Origin of the sequence: Sulfitobacter sp. HNIBRBA3233 (genome assembly GCF_040149665.1) — a bacterium.
Taxonomy (GTDB): Bacteria; Pseudomonadota; Alphaproteobacteria; order Rhodobacterales; family Rhodobacteraceae; genus Sulfitobacter; species Sulfitobacter marinivivus.
Genome location: NZ_JBEFLP010000004.1, coordinates 16,190 through 30,014, shown reverse-complemented (window position 1 = coordinate 30,014; position 13,825 = coordinate 16,190). Strand labels below are relative to the sequence as shown.

The 13,825-nt window shown below is 61.5% G+C and carries 15 protein-coding genes; 10 read left to right on the top strand and 5 right to left on the bottom strand.

The genetic code is table 11. The features are described 5' to 3' along the window. Positions 1 to 17: 17 nt before the first annotated feature. The 4 genes from ABMC89_RS16875 to preA all read left to right on the top strand — a co-directional run bounded on the left by ABMC89_RS16875 (position 18) and on the right by preA (position 4,263). The gene (locus ABMC89_RS16875; protein WP_349569993.1) at positions 18 to 683 is read left to right on the top strand and encodes an arylesterase; all 666 of its coding nucleotides are present in this window, start codon (positions 18 to 20) and stop codon (positions 681 to 683) included. Positions 684 to 817: 134 nt separating this feature from the next. After that, positions 818 to 2,149 carry an NAD(P)-dependent oxidoreductase gene (locus tag ABMC89_RS16870; protein ID WP_349569991.1) on the top strand — a complete coding sequence of 444 codons (1,332 nt, stop codon included), beginning with the start codon at positions 818 to 820 and terminating at the stop codon, positions 2,147 to 2,149. Next, the gene (locus ABMC89_RS16865; RefSeq protein ID WP_349569989.1) at positions 2,142 to 2,927 is read left to right on the top strand and encodes an Fpg/Nei family DNA glycosylase; all 786 of its coding nucleotides are present in this window, start codon (positions 2,142 to 2,144) and stop codon (positions 2,925 to 2,927) included. Before ABMC89_RS16870 ends, ABMC89_RS16865 begins: the two co-directional genes overlap by 8 nt. 31 nt (positions 2,928 to 2,958) lie before the next feature. Then, a complete protein-coding gene (preA, locus tag ABMC89_RS16860; protein ID WP_349569987.1) occupies positions 2,959 to 4,263 on the top strand; it encodes an NAD-dependent dihydropyrimidine dehydrogenase subunit PreA in 1,305 nt (434 codons plus the stop codon). On the opposite strand, the gene ABMC89_RS16855 is transcribed toward preA, so the two are convergent. Together ABMC89_RS16855 and ABMC89_RS16850 are read right to left on the bottom strand one after the other, a co-directional pair. Continuing rightward, positions 4,264 to 4,641 carry a hypothetical protein gene (locus ABMC89_RS16855; protein ID WP_349569985.1) on the bottom strand — a complete coding sequence of 126 codons (378 nt, stop codon included), beginning with the start codon at positions 4,639 to 4,641 and terminating at the stop codon, positions 4,264 to 4,266. 111 nt (positions 4,642 to 4,752) lie between these two features. Continuing rightward, positions 4,753 to 5,367 (bottom strand): TetR family transcriptional regulator C-terminal domain-containing protein, encoded by a 615-nt coding sequence (locus tag ABMC89_RS16850; protein ID WP_349569983.1) that lies wholly within the window; start codon positions 5,365 to 5,367, stop codon positions 4,753 to 4,755. Positions 5,368 to 5,536: 169 nt separating this feature from the next. On the opposite strand from ABMC89_RS16850, the gene ABMC89_RS16845 reads away from it, so the two are divergent. The 6 genes from ABMC89_RS16845 (at position 5,537) to ABMC89_RS16820 (ending at position 12,133) form a co-directional block, all read left to right on the top strand. Further along, positions 5,537 to 6,787: a Zn-dependent hydrolase gene (locus ABMC89_RS16845; RefSeq protein WP_349569981.1), complete on the top strand. Its 1,251-nt coding sequence runs from the start codon at positions 5,537 to 5,539 to the stop codon at positions 6,785 to 6,787. Positions 6,788 to 6,899: 112 nt separating this feature from the next. Further along, complete coding sequence (gene hydA, locus ABMC89_RS16840; RefSeq protein WP_349569979.1) at positions 6,900 to 8,360, top strand: dihydropyrimidinase; 1,461 nt, start codon at positions 6,900 to 6,902, stop codon at positions 8,358 to 8,360. A gap of 30 nt (positions 8,361 to 8,390) precedes the next feature. After that, on the top strand, positions 8,391 to 9,176 hold the full coding sequence (locus tag ABMC89_RS16835) for an ABC transporter ATP-binding protein (protein WP_349569977.1): 786 nt from the start codon (positions 8,391 to 8,393) through the stop codon (positions 9,174 to 9,176). A gap of 153 nt (positions 9,177 to 9,329) precedes the next feature. After that, on the top strand, positions 9,330 to 10,250 hold the full coding sequence (locus ABMC89_RS16830; RefSeq protein WP_349569975.1) for an ABC transporter permease: 921 nt from the start codon (positions 9,330 to 9,332) through the stop codon (positions 10,248 to 10,250). Next, positions 10,247 to 11,089 carry an ABC transporter permease gene (locus ABMC89_RS16825; RefSeq protein WP_349569973.1) on the top strand — a complete coding sequence of 281 codons (843 nt, stop codon included), beginning with the start codon at positions 10,247 to 10,249 and terminating at the stop codon, positions 11,087 to 11,089. The genes ABMC89_RS16830 and ABMC89_RS16825 overlap by 4 nt, the downstream gene beginning before the upstream one ends. Positions 11,090 to 11,137: 48 nt before the next feature. Further along, the gene (locus ABMC89_RS16820; protein WP_349569971.1) at positions 11,138 to 12,133 is read left to right on the top strand and encodes an ABC transporter substrate-binding protein; all 996 of its coding nucleotides are present in this window, start codon (positions 11,138 to 11,140) and stop codon (positions 12,131 to 12,133) included. A 34-nt stretch (positions 12,134 to 12,167) separates the two neighbouring features. Here ABMC89_RS16820 and ABMC89_RS16815 read toward each other — a convergent pair whose 3' ends face one another. The 3 genes from ABMC89_RS16815 to ABMC89_RS16805 form a co-directional block, all read right to left on the bottom strand. Beyond that, the gene (locus ABMC89_RS16815; protein WP_349569969.1) at positions 12,168 to 12,647 is read right to left on the bottom strand and encodes a DUF6841 family protein; all 480 of its coding nucleotides are present in this window, start codon (positions 12,645 to 12,647) and stop codon (positions 12,168 to 12,170) included. A 160-nt stretch (positions 12,648 to 12,807) separates the two neighbouring features. Next, positions 12,808 to 13,362: a L,D-transpeptidase gene (locus ABMC89_RS16810; protein WP_349569967.1), complete on the bottom strand. Its 555-nt coding sequence runs from the start codon at positions 13,360 to 13,362 to the stop codon at positions 12,808 to 12,810. A gap of 154 nt (positions 13,363 to 13,516) precedes the next feature. Next, on the bottom strand, positions 13,517 to 13,723 hold the full coding sequence (locus tag ABMC89_RS16805; RefSeq protein ID WP_212704843.1) for a cold-shock protein: 207 nt from the start codon (positions 13,721 to 13,723) through the stop codon (positions 13,517 to 13,519). Positions 13,724 to 13,825: the final 102 nt, after the last annotated feature.

Here is a 13,825-nt window from a genome sequence, read left to right as displayed (position 1 = left end):
ATGGAGGGATTGAACGGATGCGCAAGGTTATACTGGCCTTTTCGACGCTGGCACTGACCGGTCTGCCGCTCTGGGCGCAGGCCGACACTGTGACGATCGCCGCTCTGGGCGACAGTCTGACGCAGGGCTACGGCCTGCCGCCGGAGGACGGATTCGTCGCGCAACTGGACAGGTGGCTCGCCGCCGAGGGGGCCGATGTCGCGTTGATCAACGCCGGTGTGTCCGGTGATACCACGGCCGGGGGGCTTTCGCGCGTGGGCTGGACGCTGACACCCGAGGTCGATGCGATGATTGTGGCGCTGGGCGGCAACGATCTGTTGCGCGGCCTGCCGCCGGAGGATGCCCGGCAAAACCTTGCAGGTGTGCTGGAGGCGGCGCAGCAGGCCGATGTGGAAGTCTTGCTGATCGGAATGCAGGCGCCGGGAAATTTCGGAGCCGACTACAAGGCGGCCTTCGACGCGATCTATCCGGCGCTTGCTGCACAGTACGACACCCTGCTGCTCGACAGCTTTTTTGCCGGTCTCAGCGACAGCGGCATGCCCGCCGATCCCGCTCGGCGGCGCGAGTTCTTTCAGGCCGATGGCATTCACCCCAACAGCGAAGGTGTCGCGCGCATTGTCGACGCTGTCGGACCCATGGTGCTGGAGCTTGTGGCAAGGGCGGAGGAAAACGCCGGCGGCTGAGTGCTGCTCAAAATAACGGCAGCTTCCGGGTCGTGCGAGAAATTCGTGACCCCTCTAAATTTTACCAGTTGATAAAAAAATAGACCTGTGCCAGCGTTTTCTCAACCCAAGCGTGACAGGTATAGGAGTGGCACATGGCGGAGAAGGTTTTTGAGCCGGGCATACAGGCAGGCAGGCTGAACGCCGATGCCTACGAGAGCCATTTTTCGGATCTCCACCCCCCGCTCGACGCGCATGAAGCGGCAGTCGCGGCGGACCGGTGTTATTTCTGTCACGACGCGCCCTGTATCACGGCCTGCCCCACGGACATCGATATCCCGCTTTTCATCCGCCAGATCGCGACAGGTACGCCCGACGCGGCGGCCAAGACCATTCTGAGCCAGAACATCATGGGCGGCATGTGCGCCCGTGTCTGTCCGACAGAGCAACTGTGCGAACAGGCCTGTGTGCGTGAAGAGGCCGAAGGCAAGCCGGTTCTGATCGGCCAGCTTCAGCGGTATGCGACAGACCATCTGCAGGCGCAGGGCGTGCATCCTTTCACCCGCGCTGCCGCAACGGGCAAGACGGTTGCGGTTGTCGGTGCCGGTCCGGCGGGGCTGAGTGCCGCGCACCGGCTTGCGATGCTCGGCCATGAGGTGACCGTCTTCGATGCGAGGCCGAAACCGGGCGGGCTGAACGAATACGGCATCGCCGCTTACAAGACGCCCGAAGGATTCGCGCAGGCCGAAGTGGACTGGCTGTTGAAAATCGGCGGGATCACGTTGAAACACGATATGGCGCTGGGCCGCGAAGTGACGCTCGAAGAGTTGAAAGACGATTTCGACGCCGTCTTCCTCGGGATGGGATTGGGCGGTGTGAACGGTCTGGGTGCCGAGGGCGACGACAAGGCGGGTGTATCGGACGCGGTCGATTTCATCGCCGACCTGCGGCAGGCCGGCGATCTGGCAAAGGTGCCGGTCGGGCGTGACGTGGTGGTGATCGGCGGCGGGATGACAGCAGTGGACGCGGCGGTTCAGGCCAAGCTTCTGGGCGCGCTCAACGTCACGCTGGTCTACCGGCGCGGGCGCGAGCGGATGAACGCAAGCCCCTTCGAGCAGGACCTCGCCGCCTCGAAAGGCGTGCGCATCGTCACCCATGCGGTGCCGATGAAAGTGATCGGCAATGGCGCGGTGCGCGAGATCGAGTTCGAATATGTCAACGACGACATGACGCCTACCGGACAGACCCTGACATTGGCTGCGGATCAGGTGTTCAAGGCCATCGGCCAGACTCTCGAAGGGGTGGGGCTGCCGGAACTGGCCGGCAAGAAGATCAGGGTCGACAGCAGCGGCCGCACCTCGGTTGCGGGTGTCTGGGCCGGGGGCGATTGCGCCAGCGGCGGCGACGATCTGACAGTCACGGCGGTGGCGGAAGGGCGCGACGCGGCAATGGACATCCACGCCGCACTGACGGGCGGCAATGCCTGAGCTTCCCGAAGCGGAAGCCGCGCGCCAGCGGATTGAGGATGGCGCGCTGCACCGCACGATCGAACGCATCACCCTTGGAGAGGTCTCTCACATGGACCTGCCGGACGAGGAGGCGCAGGCGCGTCTGATCGGAACGCAGTTCACCCGCACCCACCGTCACGGGAAATACATTTTCGTGGGATCGGTGGAGGGGCCATGGCTGCATATCCATCTGGGGATGGCGGGGTCGATCCGGGTGACCCATGGACAAAGCGATCTGCCGGACTTCATCCGGTTCAGCTTGGTTTTCGAGGGCGGCAATACGCTGCACTTCCGCGATCCGCGCAAGTTCGGCCATATCGAAGTGATCGAGGATGTCGATGATTTCATTGCGCAAAAGGGGCTGGGCCCCGATGCGCTCCTGATCGGGGACAACGCTTTTGCGCAAAATGTCGGCGGGACCCGTGGTGCTGTAAAATCTGCGCTTCTGAGCCAGAAGAAGATTGCGGGCATCGGCAACCTCTGGGCGGACGAGACGCTCTACCGCACCGGTGTCGATCCCGAGGCCCGCGCCTGCGATCTGGCGGCTGACCGCGTGGCCCGGATGCACCGCGCCTCGCAAGAGATACTACAGGCGGTCGTGGATACCGGCGCCGACTATTCCAGGCTGCCGGACGACTGGCTGATCCATCACCGCGAGGCCGGCGATGCCTGCACCCGCTGCGATGGCAGTATCGAAAAGAAAACAGTGGGCGGGCGTACGTCGTACTTCTGCCCGACCCACCAAAAGGGCGTCTGAACGCGCACCGCTTCACGAAGGGAGAGCTGACATGGCTGATCTGACAACTGACTTTCTGGGGATTAAATCGCCCAATCCGTTCTGGCTGGCCTCGGCGCCGCCAACGGACAAGGAATACAATGTGCGCCGCGCGTTCGAGGCTGGCTGGGGCGGGGTGGTTTGGAAAACGCTCGGCTCCGAAGGCCCGCCGGTGGTCAACGTCAACGGTCCGCGTTACGGCGTGATCCACGGGGCGGACCGGCGGGTGCTGGGCCTCAACAACATCGAGCTGATCACCGACCGCGATCTGCAAACCAACCTCGATGAAATCACCCGCGTCAAGAAAGACTATCCCGACCGCGCGATGATCGTATCCATCATGGTCCCCTGCGAAGAGGAAGAATGGAAAGCCATCCTTCCCAAGGTTGAAGCCACCGGCGCGGACGGGATCGAGTTGAACTTCGGCTGTCCGCACGGGATGTCCGAGCGCGGTATGGGCGCTGCTGTCGGGCAGGTGCCGGAATACATCGAAATGGTCACGCGCTGGTGCAAGCAGTACTACTCGAAGCCGGTCATCGTGAAGCTCACGCCGAATATCACCGATATCCGCAAACCTGCCGAAGCGGCCAAACGCGGCGGGGCGGATGCCGTGAGCCTGATCAACACGATCAATTCCATCGTTTCGGTCGACCTCGACACCATGAGCCCGCATCCCAGCATCGACGGCAAGGGCACGCACGGCGGCTATTGCGGTCCGGCTGTGAAGCCGATCGCGCTGAGCATGGTCAGCGAGATCGCCCGCGCCCCCGCGACGGCGGGAATGCCGATCAGCGGTATCGGCGGTGTCACCACATGGCGCGATGCGGCGGAATATATCACCATGGGCTGTGGCAACGTGCAGGTCTGTACGGCGGCAATGACCTATGGCTTCAAGGTCGTGCAGGAAATGATCAGCGGTCTGAGCGAGTGGATGGACGAGAAAGGCCACACCTCGATCAAGGATTTCATGGGCGCTGCGGTGCCGAACACAACCGACTGGCAGTATTTGAACCTCAACTACATCTCCAAAGCGTCGATCAGCCAGGACGATTGCATCAAATGCGGCCGTTGCTACGCCGCGTGCGAGGACACGTCGCATCAGGCGATCGCAATGTCCGACGACCGCACCTTCAGTGTGATCGACGAAGAATGCGTGGCCTGCAACCTGTGTGTCGAGGTGTGCCCGATCGAGAATTGCATCACCATGGTCCCGATGGCGGCAGGCCAGACCGATCCCCGCACCGGCAAGGTTGTCGAGCCGGACTATGCGAACTGGACCACCCACCCGAACAATCCCGCCGCAACCGCGGCGGAGTAATCAGCCCTGCGATCCGGAAAAATGTTTGAGTATCGGCGCTGTCGGAAGTGGATCCGGCAGCGCCAGAGGTTCAAAGGGGTTTAGTCCCTCGAAAGGGTCCTGCTGGGCTTGTGCTGTGATCACCGATGAAGGTGCTGCACGGCTGGGAACAGGAAGTCCGCGTCGCAAAAGCGCAGCCGCCTCTTGCTGGAAACGGTCCCGTCCGCGGTCCGCATGATCCCCCGATGCGGTATCGCCGTTGCTGCCGGAAGAGGCCGCCGCGCCGGACACGGCCTCGGCTGGCGGCAGTTCCGTTGCGCGCGCGGGCTTTTCCATACCGCTGCTTGCCGGGGCCGACAGAGGCACCGCCGCGACGCCGGAAAGATAGAGTGATGCCATGGTGCTTCCTTCCTTCGAAAAGAGAGCCCGCCACCTGACGTGAGCCTAATTCAGAAACATTGAACGCGGAGTTAACACCCGCCAGCGCTGCCGGAACCGGCTGGCGCGGCATCAGGGCGTCAGCAGTTTACGGTACATCTGCTCCAGATGTGCGCGGGCACGGTCGAAAGGATCCTCGCGGTCCAGCAGGACGGAAATCTGGGTGTCGAAGTCTGCATAGTGTTGCGTCGTTGCCCAGATCGAAAAGATCAGATGCGCGGGATCGACCGGCGCCAGCCGCCCCTGATCGATCCACGCCTGGATCGCGGCGCATTTTTCTTCGAACAGGGGTTTGAGATCATTCGCCAGATGCTGCCGGATCTGCGGCGCGCCTTGCAGGATCTCGCCCGCAAAAAGCTTGCTTTCGGCAGGCATGTCTGAGGACATATCGAGCTTGCGGCGCACGTAATCCAGCAGCTCCTCCACCGGATCGCCTTCGGGATCGAGCTCGATCAGCGGATCCAGCCATGTTTCGACAAGTTGGCTCAGCAGGGTGACGTAGATTTCCGTCTTGCCCTCGAAGTAATAGAGGACATTCGGTTTGCTCAGCCCGGCCCCGGCCGCAATAGCGTCGAGCGTCGCCCCGCCGTAGCCGTCGCGCGAAAAGACCACCAGCGCGGCATCAAGGATCAGACGGCGGTTGCGCATCTGGATGCGGCTGGGCTTTTTGGTCTTGGGATCGGGCATCGAGGACACTTGGCTGGAGTGCTGCGAATTTGGGCAGAATGCCGAACCGCTGACACAAGTTTTCGAAGCAGTTCTTGACAGGAACCGGGGGAGTCGCAATCGTGGATTTACCAAATGGTAAAAATTTGATCGCCACTTCCTGATCAATCTATAACACAGGAGCCAGCCGATGCCAGCGCCCGGAGAAAACCTCAAGATCAACCCAGACCGTTTGTGGGACAGCTTGATGGAGATGGCCAAGATCGGCCCCGGCGTGGCCGGTGGAAACAACCGCCAGACCCTCACGGATGAAGACGCCGAAGGCCGTGCGCTGTTCCAGAAATGGTGTGAGGACGCAGGGTGCACCATGGGTCTGGACCAGATGGGCAATATGTTCGCGCAGCGCGACGGCACCGACCCGGATGCCTTGCCGGTCTACGTCGGATCGCATCTGGATACGCAGCCCACGGGCGGCAAATACGACGGTATTCTGGGGGTTCTTGGCGGGCTCGAGATATTGCGCACGCTCAATGATCTGAACATCAGGACAAAGCATCCTATCGTGGTGACGAATTTCACCAACGAAGAGGGCACGCGATTTGCACCTGCGATGCTGTCGTCGGGTGTTTTTGCAGGCATCCACACGCAGGACTGGGCCTATGCCAAGACCGATGCGGCGGGCAAGACCTTCGGGGATGAGCTCAAGCGGATCGGCTGGCAGGGCGAGGAAGAAGTCGGCGCGCGCAAGATGCACGCGTTCTTCGAGCTGCATATCGAGCAGGGCCCCATTCTGGAGACCGAGGGCAAGGATATCGGCGTGGTCACCCACGGTCAGGGTCTGTCATGGACGCAGGTCACCGTAACGGGCAAGGACGCGCATACAGGGTCGACCCCCATGCCGATGCGCCGCAACGCGGGCCTTGGCATGGCGCGTATCCTCGAAAAGGTGGAGGAGATCGCGTGGTCGCACGAACCCCACGCCGTCGGGGCGGCGGGCCATATCGAGGTCTTTCCGAATTCGCGCAACGTGATCCCCGGCAAGGCCGTTTTCACTGTCGACTTCCGGTCGCCCGACCTGAGCGTGATCGAAGATATGGAAGCGCGCCTGCGGGTCGAGGGCCAGAAAATCGCCGACGACATGGAGCTTGAGGTCGAATTCGAGAAGGTTGGCGGTTTTGAGCCGGTGGCATTCGACGAAGGCTGCGTAACGGCCGTGCGCAACGCGGCAGAGCGGCTGGGGTACAGCCACATGAACCTCATCTCCGGCGCGGGCCACGATGCCTGCTGGATCAACCGTGTCGCGCCGACGGCGATGGTGATGTGCCCCTGCGTGGGCGGGCTGAGCCACAACGAAGCGGAAGAGATTACCAAGGAATGGGCCATGGCGGGCGCGGATGTGTTGATGCATGCTGTGGTGGAGACGGCAGAGATCGTCGGCTGACGACCGCACGCCGGTCAGCAGGCCTTTGGCCGGGGGCCAGCCCCGGCCCCCGCAGCGCATGCGGCCAGAAGAGTAAGACAGCCCGTCAAAGGGCCCGACTGGGAGACATAACATGAGCAAAGTCATCAAGGGCGGCACGGTCGTCACGGCAGACCGGACGTGGAAAGCGGACGTTCTGATTGAGGGCGAGAAGATCGCCCGCATCGGCGAGGACCTGTCTGGCGACGAATACATCGATGCCGAGGGCGCCTATGTGATCCCGGGCGGGATCGACCCGCATACGCATCTCGAAATGCCTTTCATGGGCACCACTGCCGCCGAAACATTCGAGAGCGGCACATGGGCCGCTGCCTGCGGCGGGACCACGATGATCGTCGATTTCTGTCTGCCGGGCGCCGACGGCAGCATCAAGAATGCGATCAACGAATGGCACCGCAAGAGCGCGCCGCAAATCTGTTCTGACGTCGGCTATCACATGGCGATCACCGGCTGGAACGAGAACGTCTTTGACGAAATGAAGGACGCCGTCGAGATGGGCGTGAACTCCTTCAAGCACTTCATGGCCTACAAGGGCGCGCTGATGATCGAGGACGACGAGATGTTCGCCTCTTTCAAGCGCTGTGCCGAATTGGGGGCTCTGCCGATGGTCCACGCCGAGAACGGCGATCTGGTGGCGGAGCTTCAGCAGAAGTATTTCGATCAGGGGATCACCGGCCCCGAAGGCCACGCGTTTTCGCGCCCGCCCGAACTGGAAGGCGAGGCTGCGAACCGCGCGATCACGATCGCCGATACCGCGGGCGTGCCGCTCTATATCGTCCACGTCTCCTGCGAGCAGACCCATGAAGCGATCCGGCGCGCGCGCCAGAAGGGAATGCGCGTCTACGGTGAGCCGCTGATCCAGTTCCTCACGCTCGACGAATCCGAGTATTTCAACAAGGATTGGGATCATGCCGCGCGGCGCGTGATGTCGCCGCCATTCCGGTCGAAAGACCATCAGGACAGCCTCTGGGCCGGTTTGCAGGCCGGGTCGTTGCAGGTGGTTGCAACCGATCACGCCGCTTTCTCGACGGAGCAGAAGCGCGCCGGCAAGGATGATTTCCGGATCATCCCGAACGGGTCGAACGGGCTGGAGGAGCGCCTGTCCGTGCTCTGGACCGAAGGGGTCGAAACCGGGCGGTTGACGCCGAACGAATTCGTCGCCGCGACCTCGACCAATGTCGCGAAGATTCTCAATATCTATCCGCGCAAGGGGGCGATCGTCGAAGGGGCGGATGCGGATATCGTGGTCTGGGATCCGAAGATCACCAAGACCATCAGCCCCGCGAACCATCACTCGGTTCTCGATTACAACGTCTTCGAAGGGTTCGAGGTGACGGCGCAGAGCCGGTTCACCCTGAGCCGCGGCGAAGTGATCTGGGCGTGGGGGCAGAACAGCCAGCCGCAGCCGGGCCGGGGCAAGTTCATCCCGCGCCCCGCCTTTGCCGCGCCCAACGTCGCGCTGAGCAAGTGGAAAGAGCTGAACTCTCCCAAGATGATCAAGCGTGATCCGCTGAACATCCCCGCCGGCATCTGATCGAAATTCGGGGATAAAAGGAATCGAGCCGTGACTGAGAAGAAGAGCGTGATCAGCGCCCGCGATCTGGATCTGACGTTCCGGACGAACGATGGACCTGTCCATGCGCTCAAAGGTGTGAACCTCGAGATCGAGCAGGGGGATTTCGTATCCTTCATCGGGCCATCCGGGTGCGGAAAGACAACGTTTCTGCGGGTCATGGCGGATCTGGAGCAGCCGACGGGCGGGACGATCACGGTAAACGGAGTCAGCCCCGAGGCCGCGCGCAAGGCACGGGCCTACGGCTACGTTTTTCAGGCCGCGGGCCTTTATCCGTGGCGCACCATCGGTGGCAACATCCGCCTGCCGCTGGAGATCATGGGCATCTCGAAGGCCGAGCAGAGCGAGCGCGTCCAGCGGGTGCTGGAACTGGTGGATCTGGAGGGATTCGAGCGAAAGTTCCCGTGGCAGCTGTCGGGCGGGATGCAGCAGCGGGCAAGTATCGCGCGGGCACTGAGCTTCAACGCGGATATCCTGCTGATGGATGAACCCTTCGGTGCGCTGGACGAGATCGTGCGCGACCACCTGAACGAGCAGTTGCTGAAGCTCTGGGCGCGCACGGAGAAAACGATTGCCTTCGTGACCCATTCGATCCCCGAAGCGGTGTATCTGAGCACCAAGATCGTGGTGATGAGCCCGAGGCCGGGGCGGATCACGGATGTGATCGAGAGCCCGCTGCCGAAGGAACGGCCGCTCGATATTCGCGATACGCCCGAATTTCTGGAGATCGCGCACAGGGTCCGTGAAGGTCTGCGGGCGGGGCACTCCGATGCGTGAGGGCAGGGATGTCGGGCGACGCGCGCGTCCCGCGACGCCCCGCCCGCCCTCCCGCAGGGGGCGGGCAGCCGGTGTGCCGCAGGTTGAGGCGGCAGAATTGAGTTTATCCGGCAAAATGGAGAAGCCCCGCGCCCGGCAGGGGAGGCAACGGTCATGAGGTCGATCATCCCGGTCATGACGATAGTGGCGGGCATTCTGCTTTTGTGGCTGTTGGCCGTCATTCCGATGAACATGCATCTGGTCGCGGATCAGGCGCAGCGCGATGACAGGGTCGTCACGCCCGACACCCCGGCAGCGCGACAGGACCTTGGCGGGATCACACTGGCGCTGCGCAATCCCGGGCTGGTGGCCGATACCTACAGCCTGACCCGGCCCCGGCTGCCCGCGCCGCAGCAGGTCGCGGTGGAAATGTACGATACGATCATCGACAAGCGGATCACATCGAAGCGCAGTCTGGTCTATCACGGCTGGGTGACGCTGGCGCCGACGCTGCTGGGCTTTGCCATCGGGACGGGGTTGGGGATCTTGCTGGCGGTGGGGATCGTCTACAGCAGGGTGATGGACCGGTCGGTGATGCCCTGGGCCATTGTCAGTCAGACCATACCCATCCTTGCGCTTGCGCCGATGATCATCGTCGTTCTGGGGTCCATGGGCATACAGGGGCTGTTTCCCAAATCACTTATTGCGGCCTATCTGTCCTTCTTTCCGGTGGTCGTCGGCATGGTGAAGGGCTTGCGGAGCCCCGATGCGATGCAGCTGGACCTCTTGCGGACCTACAACGCGTCGAAATCGCAAGGATTCTGGAAGCTGCGGTTGCCCGCTTCCACGCCCTACCTGTTCGCCTCGCTGAAAATCGGGATTTCGGCATCGCTGGTGGGGACCATCGTGGCAGAACTGCCGACCGGGGCACGCGCGGGGTTCGGGGCGCGGATGCTGGTTGGCGATCAATACGGCCAGCCCTTGGTCAGCTGGGCGGCACTGTTTGCCGCGGCGCTGACGGCGGCGGCGCTTGTCGGGTTGTTCGGCATGATCGAACGTATCACGCTGAAGCGAATGGGGATGCAAGCGTCATGACTTTGGCAGCGGTAGCCTGTGCGGTCTGGATACTCGGCTGGTGGATGAACGTGCGTCTGGCCAACGGCGCATCGTCGGACGCGATTGCCATCAAGATACTGATCCCCGCGATCTTCGGGCTGACGATCGTGATCGTCTGGGAACTGATGGTGCGTGGGTTCGAGATCAATCCGGTGATCCTGCCCGCGCCTTCGGATGTGATCGAGCGGCTGGGGGTTTCCGGTGCGACGCTTTGGGCCGATTTCCGCCAGACGATCCTGAAGGGCGCGCTGGTGGGCTATCTTCTGGGGGCAGCGGCGGCCTTTGTCGTGGCGATCATCGCGGACAGGTCGGATTTCCTGACCCGCGGGATCCTGCCTGTGGGGAGCTTCATGGCGGCGCTTCCGATTGTGGGCACGGCCCCGATATTCGTCAAATGGCTGGGCAGTGACTGGGAATCCAAGGCGGCGGTTGTCGGCGTGATGGTGTTCTTTCCGATTCTCGTCAACGCCGTTGCGGGGCTGAAGGATACCAACGCGATGCAGCGCGATCTGATGCGAACCTATGCAGCCGGCTATTGGGCGACACTGTTCAAGCTGCGGTTGCCGTCTGCGATGCCCTTTGTCTTCAACGGCCTGAAGATCGGCACCACTCTTGCGCTGATCGGTGCGATCGTTGCTGAATTTTTCGGCTCGCCCACCGTGGGCATGGGCTTTCGCATCTCGACCAGCTTTGGTCAGCTTGCGCTCGACATGGTCTGGGCAGAGATTGTTGTGGCAGCAATCGCCGGAAGCGCATTCTATGGCCTTATGGTCATGATCGAGAAATGGGTGACCTTCTGGCACCCGTCACAGAGATAACAAAAGGTCCGGAACCGGACCGCAACCATACCAACTGGAGGGTATCAAATGAGAAACTGGATGATAGGAGCGGCCTGTGCCGCCGGAATGGCGGCAACGCCTGCTCTGGCGGACGGACACGCCAACACGGTGACATTGCAGTTGCAGTGGGTCACGCAATCGCAGTTTGCGGGCTATTACGTCGCGCAGGAAAAGGGATACTATGAAGAAGAGGGGCTGGACGTGACGATCCTGCCGGGCGGTCCCGATATCGCACCGCCACAGGTTCTGGCCGGTGGTGGCGCGGACGCCATGCTGAACTGGATGCCTTCGGCGCTTGCCGCGCGCGAAAAGGGCCTGCCGGTCGTCAACATCGCGCAGCCGTTCAAGACATCCGGTCTGATGCTGACATGCTGGAAGGACACCGGCATCGAAAGCGTGGAAGACTTCAAGGGCAAGACCATCGGTGTCTGGTTCTTCGGCAATGAATATCCGTTCCTCAGCTGGATGAGCCAGGAAGGTATTTCCACCGACGGGGGCGAGGACGGTGTGACCGTGCTCAAGCAAGGTTTCAACGTCGACCCGCTGTTGCAGCGTGAGGCTGATTGTATCTCGACCATGACCTACAACGAATACGGTCAGGTGCTGGATGCAGGGGTCGACCCGGACGAGCTGGTGACCTTCAAATACGAGGATCAAGGGGTCGCAACGCTGGAGGACGGGATTTACGTGCTCGAAGAGAACCTCGAAGACCCTGTGTTCGTCGACAAGATGGTGCGGTTCGTCCGCGCCTCGATGAAGGGCTGGAAATACGCCGAGGAAAACCCCGAAGAAGCAGGCGCAATCGTGGTCGAGAACGACGAGACAGGCGCGCAGTCCGAGGAAGCGCAGGTGCGCATGATGAAGGAAATCGCGAAGCTCACCGCCGGATCGGACGGGACGCTGGACGAAGCCGATTACCAGCGGACAGTCGACACATTGCTGGCCGGTGGGTCGGATCCGGTGATCTCCAAAGCGCCCGAAGGCGCGTGGACACATGTCATCACGGATCAAGCGCTTCAGTAAGCGCGATAGCCGGGAAACAAACGAAGGGGCTGGCCTAGGGGCCGGCCCTTTTTCTGTCCGGACACCTCGATGGTTTCAGATCTTCCAGACCGCCCGTGATCGTCTCGGGCAGGACGAGTTCGACCATGTTGATCCGCCATGCACCGTCAGGACAGCGCGAACAAAGATAGCCCCCGTCGAGATCGCAAAGCTTTGTGCCGTCTGCGCGATAGCCGGTGAATCTGACTTCGGCATGGCCGTTTTGTCCCACGGTGCGGCACCGCAGGACCTTTGTGTCTACATGGGTCACGCCGAATTCGGCTGATTTTTGATAGAGGACCGCCAGTTCGCGGTCGTAGTCCGCCGGCTTGGCCAGAGCGATCATATGATCGTCGATGACCACCGCACAGGGATAGGCCATGGTATCGCGCAAGGCGGCCAAGTTCTTTTCTGCAAAGGCCGTGGCGCGTTGGGCGAGGAAGTCTGAGAGTGACATCGGAAGTCCGCGAAGGAGGATTTTCCGATCCAATTTCACACCCGAAGAACCTTGTCGAGAGCGTCTGGAAAAATATGCTGCGGTGCGGAAATTAAGTCATCAAAATTGACCTATCATCGGTCGCGCAGGCTGCCTTGGCCTGAAAATGAAAAAAGGCCGACGCGTTGCGACGGCCTTTCCTCGAACGGGAATCGTTCTATCAGAGCACGGTAACGCGCGTACCGATCGGTACGCGCTGGTACAGATCCATCACATGCTCGTTGAGCATACGGATACATCCGTTGGATACCGATCTGCCGATTGATTTCGGCGCCGTTGTCCCGTGAATGCGGAAATACGTGTCCTTGCCATTCTGGAACAGATAGAGCGCGCGCGCACCGAGAGGGTTATCGGGGCCGCCGGGCTGTGCCTCGGTGTTGCCGATGAAGCGTTTGTAGGTTTCGGGCTCTCGCTCGATCATCTCGTCGGTCGGGCGCCAGGTTGGCCATTCCTTCTTGACCTGAATGACTGCTGATCCGGTAAACTCAAGACCCGCCTTGCCGACACCGACGCCGTAGCGCATCGCCTGGCCGGGGGCTGTCACGAAGTACAGGTAATAGCTGCGCGGCAGAATCAGAAGTTCGCCGACCTGATAGTTCTTCTTGATGCGGACAAGTTGCGGTGTGGGATCGAATGCGATGGCCTGCGCGGATGCAGCCTGGGGCGCCATTGCGGCGGTCGCGAGCGTTCCCGCGATGAAAGTACGTCTGTGCATTTAATGAACCTCTGGCAGCGGAAATTTATGTGATGCACGCCTATTGTCGCAAGACAGCACTACAATTCAAGTGACACATAGGAAAACCGGCCTATCCGCGTGGATTGACCGGTAACTATTGCGTTTTTACCCCAGTTTCAGAGGCAAAAGCCGTTCAGGCGAGGGCGATGTTTGTTGCAGACTCGCGACCGTCACGCCCTGCTTCGATGTCGAACGTGACTTTCTGGTTGTCGGCAAGGCCGGTCAGACCCGCGCGCTCGACCGCAGAGATATGAACGAATACGTCTTTGGAGGCGCCGTCGGGCGCGATAAAGCCGTAGCCTTTTGTAGTGTTGAACCATTTTACGGTGCCAGTGGCCATTCCGTCGTCTCCTGTTGTTTCACCATCCGCGGAAGTGCGATGGTACGGCTTGGTTGGTCTGTCATCGAGAGACTGACCGCGAGGGCGGAGACAGTGGTCTTG